At 63.1% G+C, this 17554-nt stretch carries 14 protein-coding genes; 13 read left to right on the top strand and 1 reads right to left on the bottom strand.

Features of this window, described 5'->3' with window-relative positions:
- Nucleotides 1–2: 2 nt before the first annotated feature.
- Nucleotides 3–716: a transcriptional regulator NanR gene (locus tag NKJ18_RS05905; RefSeq protein WP_023710718.1), complete on the bottom strand. Its 714-nt coding sequence runs from the start codon at nucleotides 714–716 to the stop codon at nucleotides 3–5.
- Nucleotides 717–903: 187 nt separating this feature from the next.
- Here NKJ18_RS05905 and oiaX point away from each other — a divergent pair, with 187 nt between their 5' ends.
- The 13 genes from oiaX to NKJ18_RS05840 all read left to right on the top strand — a co-directional run bounded on the left by oiaX (nucleotide 904) and on the right by NKJ18_RS05840 (nucleotide 17548).
- Entirely contained in the window at nucleotides 904–2154 is a 1251-nt protein-coding gene (oiaX, locus tag NKJ18_RS05900; RefSeq protein ID WP_023697638.1) for a 3-oxo-isoapionate-4-phosphate decarboxylase OiaX, read from the top strand.
- A gap of 4 nt (nucleotides 2155–2158) precedes the next feature.
- Nucleotides 2159–3493 (top strand): four-carbon acid sugar kinase family protein, encoded by a 1335-nt coding sequence (locus tag NKJ18_RS05895; protein ID WP_352757953.1) that lies wholly within the window; start codon nucleotides 2159–2161, stop codon nucleotides 3491–3493.
- A gap of 236 nt (nucleotides 3494–3729) precedes the next feature.
- Nucleotides 3730–5247 (top strand): FGGY-family carbohydrate kinase, encoded by a 1518-nt coding sequence (locus tag NKJ18_RS05890; RefSeq protein ID WP_352757952.1) that lies wholly within the window; start codon nucleotides 3730–3732, stop codon nucleotides 5245–5247.
- Complete coding sequence (locus tag NKJ18_RS05885; protein WP_031249056.1) at nucleotides 5244–6020, top strand: DeoR/GlpR family DNA-binding transcription regulator; 777 nt, start codon at nucleotides 5244–5246, stop codon at nucleotides 6018–6020. Before NKJ18_RS05890 ends, NKJ18_RS05885 begins: the two co-directional genes overlap by 4 nt.
- Entirely contained in the window at nucleotides 6017–7729 is a 1713-nt protein-coding gene (locus NKJ18_RS05880; protein ID WP_502898731.1) for a glycerol-3-phosphate dehydrogenase/oxidase, read from the top strand. The genes NKJ18_RS05885 and NKJ18_RS05880 overlap by 4 nt, the downstream gene beginning before the upstream one ends.
- 277 nt (nucleotides 7730–8006) lie before the next feature.
- A complete protein-coding gene (locus NKJ18_RS05875; RefSeq protein WP_245270874.1) occupies nucleotides 8007–9071 on the top strand; it encodes a sugar-binding transcriptional regulator in 1065 nt (354 codons plus the stop codon).
- A gap of 27 nt (nucleotides 9072–9098) precedes the next feature.
- The gene (locus tag NKJ18_RS05870; protein WP_502898732.1) at nucleotides 9099–9749 is read left to right on the top strand and encodes a DUF2291 family protein; all 651 of its coding nucleotides are present in this window, start codon (nucleotides 9099–9101) and stop codon (nucleotides 9747–9749) included.
- Nucleotides 9746–11284: a sugar ABC transporter ATP-binding protein gene (locus NKJ18_RS05865; protein WP_023833798.1), complete on the top strand. Its 1539-nt coding sequence runs from the start codon at nucleotides 9746–9748 to the stop codon at nucleotides 11282–11284. The genes NKJ18_RS05870 and NKJ18_RS05865 overlap by 4 nt, the downstream gene beginning before the upstream one ends.
- A gap of 26 nt (nucleotides 11285–11310) precedes the next feature.
- Complete coding sequence (locus NKJ18_RS05860; protein ID WP_352757951.1) at nucleotides 11311–12444, top strand: ABC transporter permease; 1134 nt, start codon at nucleotides 11311–11313, stop codon at nucleotides 12442–12444.
- Between the two features lie 39 nt (nucleotides 12445–12483).
- A complete protein-coding gene (locus NKJ18_RS05855; RefSeq protein WP_081725422.1) occupies nucleotides 12484–13425 on the top strand; it encodes a D-ribose ABC transporter substrate-binding protein in 942 nt (313 codons plus the stop codon).
- A gap of 111 nt (nucleotides 13426–13536) precedes the next feature.
- Nucleotides 13537–15096, top strand: a complete 1560-nt coding sequence (locus tag NKJ18_RS05850) for an FGGY-family carbohydrate kinase (RefSeq protein WP_023753377.1) — start codon at nucleotides 13537–13539, stop codon at nucleotides 15094–15096.
- Entirely contained in the window at nucleotides 15093–16610 is a 1518-nt protein-coding gene (locus NKJ18_RS05845) for a glycerol-3-phosphate dehydrogenase (protein ID WP_023714403.1), read from the top strand. The genes NKJ18_RS05850 and NKJ18_RS05845 overlap by 4 nt, the downstream gene beginning before the upstream one ends.
- The gene (locus NKJ18_RS05840) at nucleotides 16610–17548 is read left to right on the top strand and encodes a sugar phosphate isomerase/epimerase family protein (RefSeq protein WP_023744770.1); all 939 of its coding nucleotides are present in this window, start codon (nucleotides 16610–16612) and stop codon (nucleotides 17546–17548) included. The genes NKJ18_RS05845 and NKJ18_RS05840 overlap by 1 nt, the downstream gene beginning before the upstream one ends.
- Nucleotides 17549–17554: the final 6 nt, after the last annotated feature.

The following is a 17554-nucleotide window of genomic DNA, read 5'->3' as shown; positions in this document are numbered from 1 at the left end:
AATCAGTTGCCGGAGTTCATCACATAAAGCGCGCGCGAGCGCTCGAGGTGCTTGATCATCGCCTTCTCGGCGCCGTCGGCATCCTTCTTCTCGATGCGGCCGATGATCTCTTCATGCTCGGTCAGCGTGAACTGTTCCTTGCCGGTCCAGATCAGCATTTCGGTGTGATATTCCTTCAGCCAACTGAGCATCGCCTCGCTGACGGCGATATAGATCGGGTTGCCTGAAATGGCCGCGATCTGGGTGTGAAACTTCATGTCGGCTGAAATGAAAGCCTCGGAATCGCCGCGAAAGCCACGCTGTTCGGCAATTGTGGCCCGCAGCTGCTCAACGTCCTCGGCAGTGGCATTTTCGGCGGCTTCCCTGACCATGCCGCGCTCGAAGAAGATGCGCGCCGTTTTCAGGTGCTCCAGCGTGTCCTTCGACGACGACAGGATGATCTTGGCTGCGCCGTCGACCTGCTTGATGATCGACTTGGCGGTCAGCTGCAGCACCTTGGCGCGTTCCCCATGCGAGATCGCGACGAGGCCCATATTGCTCAGCGCCTGCATCGCCTCGCGGATCGCGGGACGGCCGACCTCGAAGCGCTCCATCAACTCGCGCTCCGACGGCATGTCGTCGCCCGGCGTCAATTCTCCGCTGGTGATCAGGCGCTTCAGCCGCAAAAACACTTCGTCGGAAAGTTTGCGCCGGACGATCGGCTCCGAACGGTTCATCGTCGCGAATCACTCCCTTGACCTGTGTCTATCTAGCACTGCCGCAGCTGTTCCCGGAATGGCTGTCGCCCCGATCGCCCATAGCCGCCAGACAGGATATTGCTTGCAAAGCTTATGTACTCATTATACCAGATTCCGACGATCAAGGAACTCTTTTCGAACCCCCTGCGGCCTCAGACAACGAACCATGATCACGCTCACCTACCGCATCGAGACATCAGGCAGCATCGAGACGCTGGCAGCCAAGATCGCCAGCGACCAGTCGACTGGAACCTTCGTCGCGCTGCCCGGCGAGACCGAGGAACTGAAAGCCCGGGTGGCCGCGCGTGTCCTGGCCATTCGGCACCTGCCGGACGCACTTCGCCCCTCCATTCCCGAGGCCGGTAACGGGCCGTTCAAGCGCGCGGATGTCGACATCGCCTTTCCATTCGATGCCATCGGCCACGACCTGTCGGCTCTGATGACCATTGCCATCGGCGGCGCCTATTCGATCAAGGGCCTAACCGGCATTCGCGTTGTCGACATGAAGCTGCCGGAGCAATTCCGCGGCGCCCATCCAGGTCCGCAATTCGGCGTCGCCGGCAGCCGCAGGCTGACAGGTGTCACGGATCGGCCGATCATCGGCACCATCGTCAAGCCGGCGCTGGGGCTGCGGCCCCCCGAGACCGCCGCGATGGTGGGCGAGCTGATCGCCGCCGGTGTCGATTTCATCAAGGACGATGAGAAGCTGATGAGCCCAGCCTATTCGCCGCTGGCGGAGCGGGTAAAGGCAATCATGCCGCTGATCCTCGACCACGAGCAGAGGACCGGCAAGAAGGTGATGTATGCCTTCGGCATCTCGCATGCCGACCCGGACGAGATGATGCGCAATCACGATCTGGTGGCCAAGGCCGGCGGAAATTGCGCGGTGGTCAACATCAACTCCGTCGGTTTCGGTGGCCTGGCCTTCTTGAGAAAACGCTCCAGCCTGGTGCTTCACGCTCATCGCAACGGCTGGGACATCCTTACCCGCCATCCCGGCCTCGGTATGAACTTCAAGGTCTGGCAACAGTTCTGGCGGCTGCTCGGCGTCGACCAGTTCCAGATCAACGGCATCCAATCGAAATACTGGGAGCCGGACGCGTCTTTCGTCGAGTCCTTCAAGGCGGTGACGACGCCGATTTTTGCCCCTGAGGATTGCGCCTTGCCTGTGGCGGGCTCCGGCCAATGGGGCGGGCAAGCGCCCGAGACCTATGAACGGACCGGCCGGACCGTCGATCTGCTCTATCTGTGCGGCGGCGGCATCGTCAGCCATCCGGATGGACCGGGCGCCGGGGTGCGTGCCGTGCAGCAAGCCTGGCAGGCGGCGGTCGACGGCATTCCGCTGGCGGATTTCGCCTTGAGCCATCCCGAACTGGCGCGGTCGATCGAAAAGTTCGGCGACGGCAAAGCGGCCTGAAGCGATGCAAGATCTGCTTCTCAGCTATTATGGCGATGACCTCACCGGTTCGACCGACGTCATGGAAGCGCTCGAACTCGGCGGCGTGCCGACCGTGCTGTTCATGCGCCAGCCGGACGCGGCCATGCTTGCGCAGTTCGCACATTGCCGAGCCGTTGGCCTGGCCGGCACCAGCCGCAGCGAAACCCCGCAATGGATGGACACGCATCTGAGCGATGCCTTCGCCTGGCTGAAGACGCTGAATGCCGCGATCTGTCACTACAAGGTCTGCTCGACCTTCGATTCCAGCCCGACCATCGGCAGCATCGGTCGCGCCATCGAGATCGGCCGCTCGGTCTTCGCGCAGGACAGCGTGCCGCTGCTGGTCGGGGCGCCGCAACTCAAGCGTTACACTGCCTTCGGTCATCTATTCGCGGCCTATCGTGAAAAGTATTTCCGCATCGACCGCCATCCGGTGATGAGCCGCCACCCGACGACGCCGATGGATGAATCCGACCTGCTGATCCATCTGTCGCGGCAGACGGAGCTCACGTCGGGGCTGGTCGATCTCGCGACGTTGCAGTCGGCGTCGCGCTCGGAAGCCTTCGACCGCTTGCTCGCAAAGGGCACCGACATCGTACTTGTCGATGTCGACAGCCTCGAGACGCAGGCGCTTGCCGGCAAGGAGATATGGCGCGCCCGCAAGCCGGGCGGTTCGTTCGTCGTCGGCTCGTCGGGGATCGAATATGCGCTGCTGGCCGAATGGGTGTCGAACGGGACAGTCAGAGCTGAACCAGAATTTTCGCCGCCGGGTGCCGCCGACCGGATCGCGGTCGTCTCGGGCAGTTGTTCGTCGACGACCGAACGACAGATCCGTCACGCTTTGACTGACGGCTTCGACGGCATCGAGGTCGATCCCGTCGAACTGGTCTCCGAAGCTTCCGGAGATGCGATCGCACGCGCAGCAGCAGCCGGTCGCGCCAGCCTGGAAGGCGGACGCAGCGTCGTTCTCTACACGGCCCTTGGACCCGCGGCCGATAGGGGGGGCGACATCGACCGCCAGGAAGGCGCCCGCCACAAGCTCGGGCGGGGCCTCGGCGAACTGCTTCGCGCGCTGACCATCGAGCAGAAGTTGCAGCGCGTGGTCGTTGCCGGCGGCGATACGTCGAGCCACGCGCTCGGCCAGATGGGTGTCGATGCGCTGACCGTGCGGATGCCGTTGCCGGCGTCGCCGGGCTCGCCGCTTTGCGTCGCTCACTCGCGCGTCAAGGCGATCGATGGGCTGGAGGTGGCACTCAAGGGCGGGCAGGTTGGACCCGACCGCTATTTCAGCGCCATCCGTGACGGCCTTAGCAGCTGATTACGCGTCGCCTGGCAACCGCGAGATCCATTCATGCCCTCTAACGGCGCCGTAGCGGTTTTTGTCGCGCATGTTGACGTTAAATTCACATAAAGATATGGGTGTTTTGTTGGGGCAAGGTACTTTTGCCATTTATCCGCCTTGCTCTATCGGGGTTGTCGCCATGTGTTTCGCCCTTGCATCAGACTGCAGGATCGCCCTGTAGCAATCGCCAATTGCTGAAAGAGGCGGTGATCATGCCCAGCCTGCTCGGAATCGACAACGGCCTCACGGTCACCAAGGCGGTCATCTTCGATGCCGACGGCACGCAATTGTCCGTGGCCCGTCGCCGGGTGCCGCAATCGATGCCCCACGCGCGCTGGGTGGAGCGCGACATGTCAGGCCTGTGGCAAGCAACCGCCGACGCCATCAAGGAGGCGATCGCGCTCTCCGGCAGGCCGGCGGAAGACATCAAGGCGGTGGCGGCGACCGCGCATGGCGATGGTCTCTATCTGCTCGATCATGATCGTCAGCCTTTGGGACCAGGCACCCTGTCGCTCGACAGCCGCGCCGGCGACATTGTCGACAGGTGGTCCGCCGGTACCGTTTTCACAGATGCGCTGGCGACGACAGGCCAGACGCCGCATGTTTCGGCGCCGTCGGCGCTGCTGGCATGGCTCAAGCAGAACGATCCTGATCGCTATGGCCGCATCGGCCATGTGCTGGCCTGCAAGGACTGGCTGCGCTTTTGCCTGAGCGGCACGATCGGCACCGACCGCACGGAGGCAAGCACCTCATTCACGGATTTTCGCACGCAAGCCTATGCGCCTGAAGCGCTGCGCATCTTCGGGTTGGAGGATCTGTTCGACGCGCTGCCGCCGGTGGCGCATTCCGCTGAAATCGCCGGTCAAGTGACCGCCGATGCCGCCGAAAGGACCGGCCTTCGCAAGGGGACACCGGTCGCCTGCGGCCTGCACGACGTGGCCGCCTCGGCGCTTGGCATGGGCGGCCATGAGGAGGGCGTGCTCGCCATCGTCGCCGGCACCTATTCCATCAACGAAGTCGTCTCTTCGCAACCGCGCGTCGACCGACGTTGGTTCTGCCGCAACGCCATCGATGCGGGCCGTTGGAACAACATGTCGATCTCGCCGGCCTCGACCGCGAACTACGACTGGTTTCTCGACACCTTCTGTCGCTTGGAGCAAGACAGGACGGATGGCGGCTCCCTCCACGAATTGCTGGCGGGAGAGATCGACGCGGCGTTGAAGAAGCCTTCGACCATCCTGTTTCATCCCTATCTGTTCGGCTCTCCCTATGGCGATTTGGCCAGCGGCAGCTTTGTCGGCCTGCATGGCTGGCACAATCGCGGCGACATGCTGAAGGCGGTTCTGGAAGGCATCGCCTTCAATCACCGCACCCATGTCGAGGCCTTGCGCGACGGCTTTGCGGTCAGCGAGATCCGCCTGACCGGGGGCGGCTCGCGTAATCCTGCTTTCGTCCAGATGTTTGCCGACGTGCTGAACGCCCCGGTCACCGTCACCTCGACGGATGAGACCGCGGCTTTGGGTGCCGCGCTTTGCGCGGGTGCCGCGGTCGGCTTGTTCAAGACACCGCAAGAGGGGGCAAGGCAGGTCGGGATGACGGAGCGGACGTATCAACCCGTGCCCGCCTCCAGTGCTGTGTTCAATGAGCGGTTTTCGCTCTACTGCCGCATAGCCGAGCAGCTGAAGTCGCATTGGCCTGATATCGAAAGGCTGGCGGGGGTAAACGCATGATCAAGGCCGACGAACGACGCGAAGAGATCGCCGATTATGTGATCAAGCTCGGCCAGGTGCGCATCGATGATCTGGTCGAGCATTTCGGCGTGTCGCGCATGACCATCCACCGGCATATCGACCGGCTGGCGCAGCAGGGCGTGCTGCGCAAGCTGCACGGTGCGGTGACGGTCCAGCCTTCCGGCCTCTACGAGAGCGCTTTCCGCTACCGGGTGACCGTCAATCGAGCCGAGAAGGATGCACTGGCGCGGGCGGCACTGGATTATATCGAGGCCGGCCAGGTGGTGATGCTGGACGATTCATCGACGGCAAACGCGGTCGCGACGCTGCTGCTCGACGTCAAGCCGCTGACCGTCATTTCCAACAGCGTCTCGACGGCGGGCCAATTGATCAATGTGGACGATATAGATTTCATCTGCCTCGGCGGCCAGTATCATCCCACTTACAATGCCTATATCGGCATTGTCTGCGAGAACGCCGTGGCGCAGTTGCGCGCCAATGTGCTGATCTGTTCGGCTTCGGCCGTCACCGGAACCACTGCTTTCATCCAGGATCCGAATGTCGTGCGGGTCAAGCAGGCGATGATGACCGCCTCCGTGAAGCGCGTCCTTTTGGTCGACCACGCAAAGTTCGACCGGATCGCGCTGCATGTCTTCGACGATTTGACCAGTTTCGACGCCGTGCTGGTGACCGAGGGCCTCGGCGATGCGCAGGCGCAGAGCCTCGAGCGAGCCGGGGTGAAACTGCGCATCGTCAAGACGAAGGCGCCATGAACCCAACAGATGGAGCAGCGGCGGACAATCCCGCCGGGCGTCTCGCCGCGATGGCCGGGACCGGCGAAGTCGACGTCGTCATTCTTGGCGCCGGCATCAACGGGGCTGGGCTGTTTCGCGATCTGTGCGCGCAAGGTGTCAGCTGCCTGATCGTCGAAAAGGCGGATTTCGGCTCGGGCACCAGTGCCGCGCCGTCGAGGCTCATCCACGGCGGCTTGAAATATCTCGAGACCGGCGAGTTCGGGCTGGTGGCGCAGTCGACGCTCGAACGCAATCTGCTTCTTCAAAACGCGCCGCACTATGTCAGCCCGCTGCCGACCGTCATCCCGATCTTCTCGTGGAGCAAGGGCATGCTCGCGGCGTTGCGAACGCTGTTCGGCTCGACCAGCGCGCCGCGCAGCCGCGGCGCCATGCTGATCAAGATCGGCTTGATGATCTACGATTTCTACGGTTCACGAAACCAGGTCATGCCGCGCCACCGCATGGTCGGGCGGCGGCAGGCGCTTGTTGAGATGCCGGCGCTCAATCCGGCGATCGTCGCCACCGGCACCTACTACGACGCCAAGATAAGTCACCCGGAAAGGCTGGTGCTGGAACTGATCCTCGACGGCTTGCAGGCTCACGCGGCGTCTGCCGGTGCCAACTACACGACACTGGCGGCTTCAGCCAACGGCGCGCTCACCTTCCAGCCGGAAAACGGCGCGGCCTTTTCGGTGCGGCCGAAGCTGGTGGTGAACGCCGCCGGTCCGTGGATCGACGACGTCAACGCGCTGCTTGGTGCTCCATCGAAGATGATCGGCGGCACCAAGGGCTCGCATATCCTGTTAAGGCATGACGAACTGGTCAAAAGCCTCGCCGGGCGCATGCTCTATTTCGAGGCCGATGACGGGCGCATCTGCCTGGTCTACGACTATCTCGGCCTGGCGCTGGTCGGCTCGACCGACATCAAGGCCGACAATCCGGACGCGGTCCGCTGCGAACCCGAAGAAGTCGACTATCTGCTCGACAGCGTGCGAACGCTGCTGCCGGGCATGGCGTTCGAGCGCGACCAGATCGTCTACGCCTATAGCGGCATCCGGCCGCTGCCGACGTCTGAAGCAGCGACGCCCGGACTGATCAGCCGCGATCATTCGGCGCCCGTTGCCGAGCCGGACGGCAACAGGCCCTTTGCAGTCATTTCGCTGGTCGGCGGCAAATGGACGACGTTCCGCGGCTTTGCCGAGGAAGTCACTGATACCGTACTCAAGCGCTTGCAGCGCAGCCGCAAGGTGACGACGCGAGCCATGCCGATCGGCGGCGGGAGGGATTTCCCGGCCAACGCCCCGGCCCGCGCGGACTGGCTGGCCGAGGCACAGCAGGCAACAGGCGCCGGGGAAGGGCGCCTTGATCAATTGCTGTCGCGCTACGGGACCAGAGCCGTTGAGATCGCCAGGCATGGGTCGGATGATGAGGGTCGTCTGCCGGACTCGGACGGCTACGGCAAGGCGGAAATCGACTACATCGTGCGCAACGAATTCGTCGAACATCTGGCCGATGTCGTTATGCGCCGCAGCACGTTGGCGATAGGCGGCTCGTTGACGAGCCGCGACCTGCAGGAGATTGCCGCGATCGCCGGGCGGGCGTTGGGGTGGAGCACCGAGCGCCTCGCGCGGGAGGTCGAAGCCGCTGTTGTCGAACTCGAGGGCAGGAACCTGATGCGGCTGGACTGATCGCTCCATCGCCGACACCTTAGCTTTTCCTGAGGCAATCCGATCGATTTGCCCTTGTTGCGCCGTGTGCATCAACCTTCCCATTTTGCACCCGGATTGGGATTTTGCCGGCGCCCTACGGGTTCATGCCGTCACCTGGATGAGGTAACACAAATTGACGTTAAATTAACACTGCCGTATGGTCGGATTATATGCTTAGCTTCTAATAGGCCCGCGTTGGCTGCCGAACATCGGCTGAGGCAACCATCTGCGGAGGGATTGACAGCGATGCAAAGGTATGAAAATTTTTGCACACAAAGATAATATTATCACCTGGGGAGGGGATGGCTTGAATTCCGGCGGAAGCGCAAACCGCGACCATGAGTCCAGCCTCGCCACGCGCGCGGCCTGGCTGCACTATGCCGGTGGTCTGACCCAGGCCCAGGTGGCCAAGCGGCTTGGCCTGACCAGCCTCAAGGCGCATAGGCTGATCACCAAGGCCAACCAGGAAGGTCTGGTCAGGGTCTTCATCGACGGCGACGTCGCCGAATGCGTCGACCTGGAACAGCGCCTGATCGCCGCCTATGGGCTCCACTATTGCGAGGTGGTTCCCGATCTCGATCAGGACGAACTGCCGCTGAAGGGGCTGGGCATTGCAGGCGCCCAGTTCCTGAAGCGCGAAATCGATCGCGGCGAAGACATGCTGATCGGCGTCGGCCATGGCCGCACGCTTGCCGCCAGCGTCGAATATCTGACGCGCGCAACTGCTGCTCACATCCGTTTCGTCTCGCTGCTTGGCGGCGTGACGCGCAAATTCGCCGCCAACCCGCACGACGTCATGCATCGCCTGGCAGAGCGGACAGGCGCGCAGGCCTTTGTCATGCCGGTGCCTTTTGTCGCCAATACCGCCGAGGACCGTGAAGTGCTGCTTGGCCAACGCGGCATCAGCGATGTGTTCGCTCTCGCCAGCCGGTCCGACCTGATGTTCGTCGGAATAGGCACGGCCGAGCGGGAGGCGTCGCTGGTCGCCACCGGCATGATCGAGCCTTCCGAAATCGATGAGGTCAAGCGGGACGGCGGCGTCGGTGAATTGCTGGCGCATTTCTTCGACGACAAGGGGCGTCCGGTCGAAACGGCCCTGTCGGAAAGAATACTGGCGCTTCCGCGCGATCAGTTGAAGGGCCGCAGGATCGTTGCCGTCGCCGGCGGCAAGGTGAAGGTGCGCGCCATCAAGGCAGTACTCGAAAGCCGTTATCTCAGCGGCCTGATCACCGACGAATGCACGGCCCGCGCGCTGGTCGAGCTCGACGATGCAGCCGGGGCCGCGAAGCGCCGCGTGAACGGAGGAACTTCGAATGCGTGACAACGGAAAATCGCTGGTGGTTGCATCATGAGCGCGAAGGCTGCCACCGCCCGGCAAGCTTCGCCCAACCTGCGCCGGGTCCTTGCCAGCGCCGCGGCTCTGGTTCTGCTCGGCGCCATGGCGCTCGACACCAAGGTGATCAAGATCGGCTCTGCCGGCGATGTTCGCAACGCCGTGTTTTCGGCCGCCGACTACGGCAAATCTGAATTCCCCAAGGTGCAAGCCGATGTCGAAGCGCGTGCCGCCGACGCCGCGACGGTGGCGACGGCAATCGCCAAGGACAGGGCGACGGCCGAAAAGGAATATGGCGTGCCGGCGGGAGTCGGACCGGTCATCTCGGTCAAGTTCACCGGCGTCGTCGGCGAGGGAAAATCGGGCATCTACAAGGTCGCCGTCGACCGTTTGCCGGACACGTTGACCGTCCGCGTACAGACTGGGCCGGCGATCAACGGAACCGAGCTTCGCGACGCCACCGGCAAGATCACCTTTGGTCAGTTCACCAACCAGATCGAGTATCAGGACGCCGGCTCGGCGCTGAACAACGAGATGAAGAAGGAGGTGCTGGCGAAAGTCGATACCAGTGCCTTGACCGGCAAGACAATAGCGGTGGTCGGCGTCTTCAAGCTGGTCAATCCGAAGAGCTGGCTGGTCACACCGGTGAGGCTGGACGTCAAATGACAATGACTGCCGGCACAGAACCCGCGACTGGCGATGCCGTGCTTTCGGCGCGCAATGTCGTCATGTCGTATGGCGGCGTCCACGCGCTCAAGGGCGTCAACTTCGACATCCATCGCGGCAAGGTCACCACCCTGTTCGGAGAGAATGGCGCCGGCAAATCGACGCTGATGAAGATCCTGTCCGGCGTGGTGACGCCGACATCCGGCGACATCGTGCTCGACGGCAATCTCGTCAGCTTTGCCTCGTCTTCGGACGCGCGCGATCGCGGCATTTCGATCATCCACCAGGAGCTCAGCCTGGCGCCGAATCTGAGCGTTCGCGACAACATCTTCATGGGCCGCGAACTGCGCACCAGAACCGGCCTCGACTTCGCCGAGGAGGCGCGCCAGGCGCGGGCGCTGATGGCCGACCTCGAAGAAGACATCGATCCGATGACCCTGGTCGAGGACCTGCGCCTGGGGCAGCAACAGATCGTCGAGATCGCACGCGCGCTGTCGGTCGATTCCCGCATCCTGATCATGGACGAGCCGACCTCCGCACTCAGTGCGACCGAGGTGGAGGTGCTGTTCAAGGTGATCCGCGATCTGACCAGCCGCGGTGTCTCCATCGTCTACATCTCGCATCACCTCGAAGAGGCGCTGCAGATCACCGACTACGCCGTCGTGCTGCGTGACGGGGCGATCACGGCAACGGCCGAGGCCAAGGACATCGACCTCGAATGGATCGTCCGCAACATGGTGGGCGAGAATTTCGATCTCGGCTCGCCGCCGACCGGCCACGAGTTCGGCGCGGTGGCGCTGTCGATCGAGGATGTCAGCGTCACCGACGCTTCGGGTTCAGGCTACGTCGTCGATCATCTGTCGCTGGATGTCAAAGCGGGCGAGATCGTCTGCATCTATGGGCTGATGGGCGCGGGCCGCACGGAATTGCTGGAGGCCGTCGCCGGCCGTGTGCCCATGGCGGGCGGGCGGGCGCTGCTGGAGGGTGAGGACGTTTCGGGACTGACCATTGCCCAGCGCATCGCCCGAGGTCTGGTTCTGGTCCCCGAGGATCGCCAGCGCGATGGCCTGGTTCAGACCATGACCGTCGGCCGCAACCTGTCGCTTGCCAGCATCGAGGCATTCGCCAAGGGGCTCTTCCTCTCCCGGCAGAGGGAGCGCGCACTGATCGACGATTCGATCCGCAAGGTGACCATCAAGACCGCGGGCGGCAACGCCATGATCGGATCGCTGTCGGGCGGCAACCAGCAGAAGGTCGTCATAGGCAAGATGCTGACGACGAATCCCAAGGTCATCCTTCTCGACGAGCCGAGCCGCGGCATCGACGTCGGCGCGAAGGCCGAAGTCTTTCGCTTGCTCAGCGAGCGTGCCGCGCAAGGCCTGGCGGTCGTCTTCTCGACCTCGGAGGTCAATGAGTGCCTCAGCATCGCCCACCGCATCGTCGTCATGCGGCGCGGCAAGATTTCAGCCGAATTCGGCGCCAACGCCACCAAAGAGCAGATCATGGCCGCCTCCGGCGAAGCCGTGGTCGCCTGACCACAGAATTTCCGGAGCCCCGACCCATGAGCGATGTCAGCCAGGCCAGCAAACAGTCCAGCCCCAATGCGGGCGGAGAGGGCTTCGACGTGGCCAAGCTGCTGCTCGAAGGCCGGGCCTTCTTTGCCCTGATCGTCATCATTGTCGTCTTCTCGATCCTGTCGCCCTACTACCTCTCGGTGGCGAATTTCCTGACCATGGCTTCGCATGTCGCCATCTTCGGGATTCTCGCCATCGGCATGCTGCTCGTCATCCTCAATGGCGGCATCGACCTGTCGGTGGGGTCGACGCTCGGGCTTGCCGGCGTCGTCGCCGGTTTTCTGATGCAAGGCGTGACGCTGACCTGGCTCGGCGTCGTTCTCTATCCGCCGGTCTGGGTGGTCGCGCTGCTGGCCTGCATGCTGGGCGCCGCTGTCGGGCTGATCAACGGCGTGCTGATCGCGCGGTTCAAGGTTCCGGCCTTTGTCGCCACGCTCGGCGTCATGTACATGGCGCGCGGCCTGGCACTGCTGATGACCAGCGGCCTGACCTACAACAATCTCGGCGGCAAGCCGGAGTTGGGCAACACCGGTTTCGACGCGCTTGGCTTCAACCGTCTGTTCGGCGTGCCGACCGGCGTGGTGGTGCTGGCGGTCATCGCGCTGATCGGCAGCATCGTGTTGAACCGCACCGCGTTCGGGCGCTGGCTCTACGCCTCGGGCGGCAATGAGCGCGCCGCCGAACTGTCCGGCGTTCCGGTCAAGACTGTGCAGATTTCGGTCTATGTGCTTTCAGGCATCTGTGCCGCCATTGCCGGCCTGATCCTGTCCTCGCAGTTGACCTCGGCCGGACCGACCGCTGGCACCACTTACGAACTGACGGCCATCGCCGCCGTCGTCATCGGCGGCGCCGCACTCACCGGCGGGCGCGGCAACATTCGCGGCACCCTGCTCGGAGCCTTCGTCATCGGCTTCCTGTCCGACGGTCTGGTGATCATCGGCATCTCATCCTACTGGCAGACAGTGTTCACCGGCGCCGTCATCGTGCTCGCCGTGCTCCTCAATGCCGTTCAGTATCGCCGCCGTAGCAAGCTTCCAGCTTCGACGGGCGGCCAACCGACTTCTCAGAAACGGGGGAAGGCCGAACCGGCCAATCCTGCCCAAGGGAAGACTGCCAGCTGACTGGCAGCAGGACCGCGTAAAATCATTGGAGGAATGTACATGAAAATCGTGCTTAGAAGTTTGCTTGCCGCCGCGATGGTGGTCGGGTTTAGCGCAGCCGCATCGGCCGCGGGCCTGATCTCGATCATCGTCAACGATCCGGCCAACCCCTACTGGCTGACCGAAGGCAACGTTGCCAAGGCCGAAGCCGAAAAGCTTGGCTATACAGCCAACGTCGCCGCCCACAAGGGCGACACCAATACCGAAAGCAATCTGATCGACACCGCCATCACCAACAAGTCGGTGGCGATCATCCTCGACCCGGCCAATGCCGATGGTTCGGTCGGCGCGGTGAAGAAGGCGATTGCCGCCAACATCCCGGTTTTCCTCGTCAATGCCGAGATCAACCAGGAAGGTCTTGCCAAGGGACAGCTCGTCTCCAACAACGCCCAGGGTGCGGCTCTCGGTGCCCAGCAGTGGGTGCAGGCGGTCGGTGAAAAGGGCAAGTATGTCGAACTGCTCGGCGCCCCGTCGGACAACAACGCCGCCACGCGCTCGAACGGCTACGCGACTGTGCTCAGCCAGTATCCGGATCTCGAAAAGGCCGCTTCGCAGGTCGCCAACTGGGATCGTACCCAGGGCCATGACAAGATGCAGAGCATGCTGCAGGCCAATCCCGACATCATCGCCGTGATCAGCGGCAACGATGAAATGGCGCTTGGCGCGGTTGCGGCGCTGAAGGAAGCTGGCAAGCTCGCCGGCATCAAGGTCGGCGGCTTTGACGGTTCCCCGGATGCGGTTGCGGCCATCAAGTCCGGCGAACTGCAGTACACCGTGCTTCAGCCGGTGGCCATCTTCTCGGCCAAGGCTGTGCAGCAGGCCGACTCGTTCATCAAGTCGGGCGCTACTGGCGCCACCAGCGAGAAGCAGCTGTTCGATTGCCTGCTCATCACCAAGGACAATGTGGACAAGTACACCGCACCCTTCGTGCTGTCGGAATAAAAACCTGCTCAGGGGGTGTCCTTTGCGGACACTCCCTGGCTCTTCCATGGCTTCGAGACAACAAAGACTGCTCCTTGTGACTTGCCTTCATAACCATCCGGAACTTGCGGCATGAAAGACCTGCTGATCGGGATCGACGCGGGAACGTCCGTGATCAAATCGGTCGCTTTCGATCTATCGGGGCGGCAGCTCGACATGGCATCGGTGACCAACAGCTTCGTCACGCTGGAAGGCGGCGGCGCCGAACAGGACCTTAATCAGACCTGGCGCGACATGGTGCTGACCGTTCTCGATCTGGCGACGAAAATTCCAGACCTCGCGCGGCGAACCGCGGCCGTCGCGGTCACCGGGCAGGGCGACGGCACCTGGCTGATCGATGGCGACGGCATGCCGGTCGGGCGCGCGTGGCTCTGGCTCGATGCGCGCGCCGGACATCTGGTGGACGAGATGCGCGGCGATCCCCGGGATCGCACGCGGTTCGAGATCACCGGCACCGGGCTCAACGCCTGCCAGCAGGGCGCTCAGCTCAGCTGGCTGAAGAAAAACAGCCCGGAAATCCTGGAGCGCGCCGCCACTGCCTTTCACTGCAAGGACTGGCTCTATTTCAAGATGACCGGCGAGCGCGCCACCGATCCTTCGGAGGGAACATTCACCTTCGGCGATTTCCGCGCGCGCAGCTATTCCGACGAGGTGCTCGACATTCTCGATCTGACGTCGCACCGCCGCCTGCTGCCCCCCATGCTCGAAGGCACGACCGACCATCATCCGCTTTCTGCGTCGGCAGCAGGCGAGACCGGCCTGCTTGCGGGCACGCCGGTGGTGCTGGGCTATGTCGACATGGTCAGCACCGCGCTCGGCGCCGGCCTCTACGATCCAAGCGGCAATGTTGGCTGCACGGTCATCGGCTCGACCGGCATCCACACGCGCCTGGCGCGCACAGCCGACGATGTCATCCTCAACGACAACGCGTCCGGCTACACGATCGCCATGCCGGTTCCCGGCGCCTATGCGCAACTGCAATCCAACATGGCGGCGACGCTCAACATCGACTGGCTGCTCGGCCTGGCGCGCGACGTGCTGACCGCCAGCGGCGCCAAGCCTTCGCGCGACGAATTGCTGAAAGCGCTCGATGTCTGGGTCGAAGGATCGGAACCGGGGTCGCTGGTCTATCAGCCCTACATCTCGCTTGCCGGCGAACGCGGACCGTTCGTCGATCCAGACGCGCGCGCGGGCTTCATCGGGCTTTCCGTCAAGCACGGTTTTGGCGATCTGGCGCGCGCAGTTCTCGAAGGATTGGCCTTCGCGGCCCGCGATTGCTACCAGGCAATGGGCAGCGTGCCCGGCGAAATCCGCCTGTCTGGCGGCGCCGCGCGCAGCCCGTCGCTGCGCCGTATCATCGCTGCGGCGACCCGCGCGCAAGTCAGGACCAGCAGCCGCCAGGAAGCCGGCGCCGCGGGTGCGGCGATGATGGCCGCGGTCGGGCTCGGCGTCTATCGCTCCATGGATGATTGCTGCGCCGAATGGGTGACGCCGCTTCTGGGCGAATGCGACGCCTATGACGAGGCGCTTTCCCAAACCTACGATGCGCTGTTTCCATCCTTCGTCGCGGCGCGCCAGGCGCTGCGGCCGGTGTGGAAGGGCATGGCGCACCGCACAGGAGCAAAGTCTTGAGTGATACGTCAGATATTGTCGATCTCTTCGTGATCGGCGGCGGCGTCAACGGCGCCGGCATAGCGCGTGATGCTGCCGGTCGCGGGCTGTCGGTCATCCTGTGCGAGAAGGACGATCTTGCACAAGGCACCAGCTCGCGCTCCGGCAAGCTGGTGCATGGCGGTCTGCGCTATCTCGAATATTACGAGTTCCGGCTGGTGCGCGAAGCGCTGATCGAACGCGAGGTGCTGCTTGAGGCGGCGCCGCACATCATCTGGCCGATGCGCTTCGTGCTGCCGCACAGCCCCGAAGACAGGCCGGCATGGCTGGTTCGGCTCGGGCTGTTTCTCTACGACCATCTTGGCGGCCGCAAGCGGTTGCCGGGAACGAGGACGCTGAACCTGAGGACCGCGCCGGAAGGGGAGCCGATCAAGGACGAATTCAAGCGCGGCTTCGAATATTCCGACTGCTGGGTCGATGACGCCAGGCTGGTGCTGCTCAATGCGCTCGACGCCAGTCAGCGCGGCGCAAAAGTCTTCACCCGCACCGCCTGTATTGCTGCCCGGCGCGAAGGCGGCATGTGGTCCATCGACATGCAGGATGGCCGCACCGGTGCGGTGACGAAGGTCCGCGCACGCGGGCTGGTCAATGCGGCTGGGCCGTGGGTGAATGACATCGTCAGCCGCGTCGCCGGGCAGAATTCCACCCGCAACGTTCGCCTGGTGAAGGGCAGCCATATCGTCGTGCCGAAATTCTGGGAGGGGCGGCAGGCCTATCTGATCCAGAACAACGACAAGCGGGTGATCTTCGTCAACCCGTATGAGAACGATCTGGCGCTGATCGGCACGACGGACATTCCCTACGAGGGCCGGCCCGAAGAAGTGGCGGCCGAGGCCAGCGAAATCGATTATCTGATCAAGGTGGTCAATCGCTATTTCAAGCGACAGCTGACCGCGAAAGACGTGGTTTACAGTTTCTCGGGCGTGCGTCCGCTCTATGACGACAATGCCGACAACCCGAGCGCGGTGACGCGCGACTACATCTTCGAACTCGACGCCCCGAACGGTGGCGCGCCGCTGCTTTCTGTGTTCGGCGGCAAGATCACCACCTTCCGCAAACTGTCCGAACATGCGCTGGAAAAGATCCAGCCCTTCTTTCCGACCATGAAGAAGGCCTGGACAGCCAAAATTCCCCTGCCGGGAGGCGACCTGCCCAACGCGGATTTCGAGCAGTTCCTGGGCGATCTGCACGCCGAGTTTTCGTGGCTTAGCCCGTCGCTGGTGAAGCACTATGCCCGCAGCTACGGCACGCGCACGCGCGCCTTGCTGAAAGGCGTAAAAGGCGAAGCCGATCTCGGACGTCGTTTCGGCCCGGATTTCTATGAGCTCGAAGCTGTCTTCCTGTTCGAGACCGAATGGGCGATGACCGCCGCCGACGTTCTCGAACGCCGGACCAAACACGGGCTGCATATCAATGCGGCCGAGCGGAAAACATTCCAAGACTGGTGCACAAAGACAATGGCGGCGGTGAACTGATGGCCTTCACGCTTTCGCTGAACACCAACCCGCTGGTCAATCGCTTCGCCGATCCCGACGATCTGATCGACGCCATTGCCTATGGCATCGGCATCCGCGACGTGCAGCTGACGCATGAATTCGTCAATCCGGGTTGGCCGGCGGCAACGATCGTCAAGTTCGTTCGCCTGTTCAACAGCGCGCTGGCGCGGACTGGCGTGCGGATCACCTCCGGCATGACCGGTCCCTATGGCCGGCTCAACCATTTCGGCCATCCGGACGCGGATGTGCGCCGCTATTATGTCGACTGGTTCAAGACCTTTGCCGACATTTCCGCCGAGCTTGGCGCGTCGGGCATGGGCACGCAGTTCGCCATATTCACCTACAAGGATTTTGACGATCCGCAGCGGCGCGCGGCGCTTCTCGACATCGCGCTCGAATGCTGGCGCGAAGTGGCCGAGCACGCCAAGGCGGCGGGCCTGACCTATTTGTTCTGGGAACCGATGTCGGTGGGGCGGGAGTTCGGCCACACGATCGAAAGCTGCGTCGAATTGCAGGGCGCCATCGATACGGCCAAGCTGCCGATCCCGATGCAGATGATGGTCGACATCGACCATGGCGACGTGACCTCGCCCAATCCTGACGACACCGATCCCTATGCCTGGGCGAAAGCGTTCCCGTTGCGATCGCCGATCATCCACATCAAGCAGTCGTCGATGAACAAGGGCGGGCACTGGCCGTTCACGGCCGCATACAACAAGGATGGCCGCATCATCCCGCAGAAGCTGCTCGATGCAGTGCGGGCGGGTGGCGGAACCGACAATGAGATTTGCCTCGAACTTTCCTTCCGGGAGAGGGAGCCGGTCGATCATCAGGTTATTGCAATGATCCGCGAGTCGGTGGATTTCTGGGCGCCTTACATCGACAGCGGCCGCGAAAGTCTCACGCCTCGCGCTTGAGGGAAA

Origin of the sequence: Mesorhizobium sp. M0217, assembly GCF_040321955.1 — a bacterium.
Taxonomy (GTDB): domain Bacteria; phylum Pseudomonadota; class Alphaproteobacteria; order Rhizobiales; family Rhizobiaceae; genus Mesorhizobium.
Note: the sequence above shows the minus strand (reverse complement) of the source record. Positions and strands in the feature narration are given on the sequence as shown.